Raw genomic sequence first — 7,207 nt, 5'->3', positions numbered from 1 at the left:
TTAATGCCTCACCCATAAGTGTAATCAGTTATCACTAACTCCGTTGAGAGTTAGGCTAACCGTCCCTGGATAGGAAAACCTACCCATTTAGGTTAAACGAATCGCACACCGGATTTGATATTATTCCCAATCGAAAATATCAAATATACAATAGTATAACAAGCTCCCTTGAACCGAGATACTTTTATGAAGCACCGGCATTTATTCGAGAAAAATTACCAACTGTCAAAATTTTTAGAACTTATCAAAAAACACTTTTTTACAGTACCGTTTTTAGTCGGTTTCAACATTCTGACTGTCCTGATTTTTGGCTGGCTGAGCGTATACGCCAAAATCAACAATCAGGGAGACGGAGTTGAACGTTTGTTTAGCGACCCTTTTAACATCTGGTTCCCTTACGAAGGCATTCTCACCGGCATTTCCGAAGTCCTCGGGTGCATCTCAGTCGCAATTTGTGCATTTACTTTCGGAGTGCTGCGCCAAAAAGAGCCGCGCAGCCGATCGGTAATTTTCTTATTTTTTAGTGCTTTACTGCTGGGAGTCTTGTACGTGGATGACAGTTTTCGGATGACTTTGATTCTTACTCGGCTGGGAATATCTAAAAAAATAATTTATTTATGTTATGCGAGCGGGATTTTTCTTTACATTTATAATTTTTGGCGGTACATCAAAACTACTCCTTACTTGCCATTAGTCGCAGCATTATTCTTGTTTGCTATCTCGCGGCTTGAGGATATTGTAAACTCTCGAAGTATAGGATTGCACGCGATGTTAGAAGATGGCACTAAGTTATTAGCTCTTCTGAATTTGGCTTTGTATTTTTGGCACGTATGTCATCAGGAAGTTTGGCGGCATTTCCAGCAGAGCGAAAAAAATTAAGGAAGAAGAGTTGGTTGTTAGTTGTTAGTTGTTAGTTGTTAGTTGTTAGTTGTTAGTTGTTAGTTGTTAGTTGTTAGTTGTTAGTTGTTAGTTGTTATTTGTTAGTTGGTAGGGGCGGTGGATGGTGCGTGCCCGCCCTCAGTTGTTAGTTGTTAGTTGTTAGTTGTTAGTTATTGGTTATATCAATTCCGGTTGCACTCATAAATGATGTTAACAGTCAACAGTCAACAGTCAACAGTCAACAGTCAACAGTCAACAGTCAACAGTCATCAGTCCTCAGTCATCAGTCATTAGGGAAAATGCCAAATGCCCAATGCCAAATGCCAAATGCCCAATTCCCTGTTTGCCCAATGCCCTGTTTGGCCAATGCCCAATTACCAAGGATTGCCAATCATTGTAAAGGCAGCCCAATAATAAGGATGGGAAAGCATTCGATCGCCCCTGGCGGCAATTTCAGGAGGTAAAACGATCGCCTCAGAAAGCCCTTCGGCTTCCAGCATCCCGTCTTGAATCCGCACCCGCCCCCGCAGCATCTGCAATTGCGCCCACCGCAAAGCCTCGGCTTTAATCGTCAAATTGCTACCGCGTCTGGGGGCCCGCAACTGCCGGTAAAACTCCGTCATGAGCCCCAAAGTTCCCTCATCGCTGACTTCCCACAAACTCGCCAAAGCCGATCGCGCACCGCTAGCTACCGCCAAACCCGCAAACCCCAACTCCGCCTCTTCGTCGCCCAAAGCGGTACTGCACGCGCTTAAAACTAACAGGTGCACCGGGGGAGAATTCCACCGCAACTGCCGCATTCGATCGAGGCGCAATTTAGTATCCCACAACTGAATGTAAGAATTTGTCGGTGCCCCTGGCTGGAATTCGCTGTGAGTTGCTAAGTGAATGATTCCAAAAGGCCGATTTGCCCGTTGAGCTTGCAAATTTTCGAGAGTAAAGTCTTCATTCAAAAACGATCTTCCTTCTGAGGGCGGGGCGATCGACTCTAACTCGATCGGTACCGCCGGCAGAGGCGCTTTATCCTTAAATACCGACGCTCCCATCGCCAAAACTTCATCGTCAGCAATATTGTCGTAGCTGATATCAGTCAAACTCAGACTCGGCATCACGCTAAAGCTGTATTTCTCAACTAAAAATTGTTTGCCATCGTGAAGAGCAGCAAACGGCACGCTTCGCAAACCCGCTGCCGGAATTACAATTAAATTATTAATTTTTAAATCTGCCAATTCTCCTGCCAATGGTGCAATTAACCACCGATAAAGTTTTTGAGCTGCATCCAAATAACTTATACTATTTCTTCTTCGGGGATTAGTGATTTCCGTTTGCAAAGCATCGGCTAATTGCAGTACCTGCCAGCGCGTTGTCGCCGGAACTAAAACGCGCATCGGTTCAGCGTTAGCTGTTACTAACACTAATTCTAAATGCTCGCCGGTAGGAACATCGGAAACTTCTGTGCCTGCTGGTTGCAAATTCTCCATCAACCCATCTTCTAACAATTTTGGATGGGGCGGGATGAGGTTTGTTCTGACAGGCAAGAGATTAGATAAATCTTGACTTGCCACCAGCACCGAATCATTTTCTTTGGCTGCTGCGTCCGAGCCGCTGACCCAATTCATATAAATGATTGCCGATTTTACCCCGGTAATTTGTTCGTTTTTGCGAAGGGTTTCGTAAATTACCGACATATTTGTAATCGGCTTTCGGGCGGGCAAATCTAGATATTTTTCGTATTCGCGAGTGAAGGTTTGTTCAAAGGCTAAAATACCGGAAACTGCGGTATCTAATCTGCGAGAAGGAATCAAAAGCTCCGGGCTAGTTGGGGAATTTCTGTTTTGATTTGGCGATCGCAATTGTACTTGCAAAGAGGCAGGAAATGACAGCGGCGGTTCGGGAATTGGTTCGGGAATTGGTTCGGGAATTGGTTCGGGGATTGGTTCGGGGATTGGTGGAGGAGTAGGGGGCGCGCCCGGTGTAATGAGGGAAATCTGGTTTTGTAAACTTCCTTGGGTGTAAGTTTGCCCAAAGGAAAAACTGGGCAAAATGGCGTTTCCCGCGCCAGCATTAATGATTCCCTGGGTTCCATTGTCGATCGCCCCGCCAACTACAAAAGGTCGATCGCTACCGCCTCCGTGCCGAATTGCGATCGCCCCGCCTCCTGTACCTCCGGCAGTAGAAATACTGGCAAGATTGCCAGATATATCGTTAAAAACATTGTTCGATCGAAACAAACCGAGGGTTGTCACATCAACACTGCCGCCTCTAGCATTGATAAAACCCGACTGAATGTTACCAGTCGCGCTCAGAGAGACTGCGCCGCCGTTTCCCTGAGTGCCGCTGGAGTTGAGATCGAGAGCCGAAATGCCGGCTTGCGAGGTGAGGGCAATATTGCCGCCGATCGCCCCCGAAGAGTTCAAACCTCCCGCAGTTAAAGCGCCGGCATTGCTTTTGAGGGCGATCGCGCCGCCTGTTCCGGTTGCTGACGAAGAGTCGATCGCCCCTGCTGCAACAGTATTTCCCTCAACCCGAATACTGCCGCCGTTGGAGGTAATATTGCCAGTCCGAACCTCGTCCAAAGCTTGCAGGTTCGCGCTGCCGCCATCCGTCGTTAAATTACCCTCTAAGAGTACATTTCCTGCCTTGATATCGGCTCCCAAAGCAATCGCGCTGTCCCCCCTGAAGGTAGCAACATCTCGCGCGTTCACGCTCAAAATGCGGGCTGCAATTTGGGAAGTAGCCGTCACGCTAGCAGCATCAGCCGAGAGCAGGCCCAACCTCTGAGTTTGACCGACTGCGCCCTCAAAGGTAATGTTGCCGCCAGCCCGCAGCGTCAAATTATTTGCCCGGCCTTGGATGCTGTCGAGGGTGCTGGCAAAAGCGATGTTGCCGGTACTGGCCGAAATTGTGCTGCGCCGATCGACTGTGACGGCACTGTTGAAAGCGATGTCGCCAGATGTGGCGATATCGCCAGCTATCTCGGTAATGCCACCGCTGACAGTCAAACTCGCCAGCGGTGCAGCTTCACCGACGACTGTACCGCCGAACCGCACTCGCCCAGCGTCAAGTCTCAGGGCGCGAGCTCCGTCTAGGCTGCCGGAAAACAGAATACTGCCCGTGGCTTTAGCGTCCAAAGCTGCATCAGCATTCAGGGAAAGGTTGCCGGTAAAAGTGATATCTGCGCCGGATGTGGCGATGTTTGCGCCGAGATCGGTTTGGGGCGCGTCGAGAGTGATGCCAGCGCTGCCGGTTGTTCTGAGGGGATGGTCGATCACGATCGAACTGCCTTGAAGTGTCAGCGGGCTGTTGAAGGTAATCGGTGCGACGATCGCGATCGAGCTGCTGTTGGCGCGCCCGATCGCGATCGAGCCGAAACCCCCCGCCAAAGCACCCAGATCCGCTGCTGTCAAGTCCAAAACCCCTAAAATATCGCCACTCCCGCCCACCCGAATCCCTCGGCCGTCGCTGGGCTGCAAGCTAATTGTTCCCCCCGCACTGCTGACGGAATTGCTGCCGCCCCTGAAGTCAATGCCGTTAGCAGTCAGAGCGATATTGCCGCCGCTAGCGTTGACTCCGCCCAGAGAAATGCTGCTGGCGAAAATGTTGATGTTGCCGCCTTGAGTCTCGATTAAATCCTTCGGGTCATTGACAAAAAACACTCCGCCTGATGTAAATGTTACGGTGTCTCCCATTCTCGCTTGCAGTGCGAGTTTGTTGTCGGGCAAGTTTTGCAGGGTGATGTAGCCGGGGGTTTCTACAAGTACATTGCTGCCGGCCGCCATCTGTTCTAACTGCACTTCTGAGATCGATGTTTCAGTGGGCGATTCTGTGGCTTGGAGTTCCCCGCCGATCGAGATCGGGCTGTTTTCGCCGTTACCGCTGACGATCGCAATATTTGCCGGATCGAGCCACAAATTGCCGATCGCCCCGTTAGGCGCGCGCGTATCCACCTCTCCTTGGAAAACTAAAGCATTTTTACCGGAAACTTCCACTCTGCCGCCGTTACCTGCTGCTGTGCCGCCGCGAGCAGTAATATTGCCGAAGAAGCGAGTTGTATTGTCTGACCAAATTGTCGCTGTGCCGCCGTTGCCGCGGTCGATCGCGTCTGCTGCGATCGTAGAATCAGGACTAACATAAGTTACCAAAGCGTTTGGTATCGGTTCCGCCCCCCGGAAACCGCCGCCGACGCGCACGACTCCTCCGCCATCTGTCCCCGAAGCATTGATATTTGCGCCGAACAGTCCGACTTTTGACCCTAAAATATTGACTCTGCCGCCAATGCCGCGATCTAAAGCAAATACATTTACACTACCCGATACGATCGCGCTTCCGGCATTTACCGCTACTGTTTGGCCCCCAGTCAGGATTAATTGACCTTGTTCGTTAGTCGTTAAACCTGTGGCTGACTCTACGCCCGGGCCAGTCAGCAACTGAGGCAAAGTAACTGGGGCGATCGCCGATTTTTCTGACTCCAAAGACGGAGTAATTTCTAAACTCAATAAATTACCAGCTTGACTGATGCGGACTGCATTGCTTCCCGCAACAGCAGCCACAGTAATTTGACCTCCGGGGGCGGACAATTGCCCGGTATTGATCGCGATTCCCCCCAGCAAAGTTAAATTTTGACCCCTGGCTACTGCTAAGTTTCCAGCATTGACAATTATCCCAGATTGTGAATTATTAAAATTAAATTGAGTTGGATTTCCCAGCAAGGATTTGTAATCATTAATTCCCGCAGAAGTAAACCAGCCGTCGCCGAAACCAATCCCCGTTGCAGTTGTTGCGAAAAAAGACCCCGGCACGTTCAATCTAGCATTTTGACCGAAAACAATTCCCGCCGGATTCATTAAGAATAAATTCGAGTTTCCCCCGCTTACTGAAATCAGACCGTTAATGAAGGAAACATTGCCGCCGGAAATCCGCCCTAAAATATTTTGAATATTTGGATTAGTTAGAAAATTAGCAATTTGACCTTCGCTGAGATTAAATTGGCTGAAGCTGTGAAACAGATTTGCGCCGTTTCCAGACAGTTGTCCGCCTCTAATCTCTAAGCGATTTTGCTCCTGGTTGACAATAGTATTAGTGCCGTCATTTGCCGGAATGACAGGTTGCGATCGCACTGCTAGCGGTAGCAGCAAAAAACCTAATGTCAAAATTATAGCAGAGCGAAAATAGGTCATTAGTTATTGGTTATTAGTTATTGGTTATTAGTTATTGGTTATTAGTTATTGGTTATTAGTTATTGGTTATTAGTTATTAGTTATTGGTTATTGGTTATTGGTTATTGGTTATTGGTTATTGGTTGTTAGTTATTAGTTGTTAGTTATTAGTTAGTAGTTAGTGGTTGTTAGTTATTAGTTAGTAGTCATTAGTCGTCAGTCATCAGTCCAACGTCCAACGTCCAACGTCATCAGTCATTAGTCATTAGTTAACAGTCAACAGTTAACAGTCAACAGTCAACAATTCCCCATTCCCAATTCCCCATTCCCAATTCCCCATTCCCAATTCCCAATTCCCCATTCCCAATTCTAATCTATTGTAGTTTTGATTTTTTTTGAGCTGTAATGTTCCGCTAAAGTGCCAATAAACTTAAAAAGCTTGCGGGCTCGGCGGTTTGCTCCCAGGGTGCGAATCAGCGTCTTTGAGTCGATCGCCCTCCAAAACCATCTTTTGCCAGAATGTCAGAAATACCAAGCAGATTCCGTATTTATCGGTCGCAGGTGTCTTGACAAAGTGCCCGCAGAGTCCTAAGATTGGAGCAAAGATTGGATTAGAAGGCAAAAACCCACAACATAACTGCCTCCTCTAGCAAAGTTAAAAACAAAATATTGATGATTGTAGGGACAGATAATGCAAAATCAACCCTTCCCATTTCTCAACGAACAAATAGTTGAGCGGATCTTTGCCTCTGGCGAACTGACTCGCGAAGACAGACAGCGAATTCAGTCAATGCTCTTAGATGAGTCGATCGGCGAACATGAATTGAGTTTAGTTGAAAAAGTCATGGAAGGCGTAGTCAAGGGCGTACTCGACGTGCTGAATTAATTGAAAACTTGCACGCGCCAATGTAAGTGTAAGGTGCGCCCGGACGCACCTTACCCTAATTTGAAATCCAATCGAAAGTCCTTCTAAAAATCATCATCGTCCTCATCGGAGCTCTCATTCGAGCTCTCGTCGGGACGCACAAGTTCAGAAGGAGGCCTGTCGCTACTCCAGGCCCACCACACGCCGCCGCACTGACAGCGATAAAATTCTTGCCACTTGCGACGCTGGAACTCGCTGTATACTGGCGATCGGCGATTAATCCAGACCTCGCGGGCATCAGTGCAGC

Annotated in this window: 4 protein-coding genes; 2 read left to right on the top strand and 2 right to left on the bottom strand. The window is 48.3% G+C overall.

From position 1 onward, the window contains the following. Positions 1–186 precede the first annotated feature (186 nt). Positions 187–879 (top strand): hypothetical protein, encoded by a 693-nt coding sequence (locus tag WBA89_RS29140; RefSeq protein WP_424411102.1) that lies wholly within the window; start codon positions 187–189, stop codon positions 877–879. A gap of 374 nt (positions 880–1,253) precedes the next feature. On the opposite strand, the gene WBA89_RS29135 is transcribed toward WBA89_RS29140, so the two are convergent. Further along, on the bottom strand, positions 1,254–6,056 hold the full coding sequence (locus WBA89_RS29135; RefSeq protein WP_424411101.1) for a CHAT domain-containing protein: 4,803 nt from the start codon (positions 6,054–6,056) through the stop codon (positions 1,254–1,256). Between the two features lie 670 nt (positions 6,057–6,726). Between WBA89_RS29135 and WBA89_RS29130 the strand changes: the two genes are divergently transcribed. Further along, positions 6,727–6,921 (top strand): hypothetical protein, encoded by a 195-nt coding sequence (locus WBA89_RS29130; protein WP_424411100.1) that lies wholly within the window; start codon positions 6,727–6,729, stop codon positions 6,919–6,921. A gap of 83 nt (positions 6,922–7,004) precedes the next feature. On the opposite strand, the gene WBA89_RS29125 is transcribed toward WBA89_RS29130, so the two are convergent. Beyond that, positions 7,005–7,207 (bottom strand): hypothetical protein (locus WBA89_RS29125; protein WP_424411099.1); only part of this gene is annotated, 203 nt, incomplete at its 5' end.

It is taken from the genome of Microcoleus sp. (assembly GCF_049646505.1).
GTDB lineage: Bacteria > Cyanobacteriota > Cyanobacteriia > Cyanobacteriales > Microcoleaceae > Microcoleus.
This window is presented reverse-complemented; position numbering and strand designations above follow the sequence as displayed.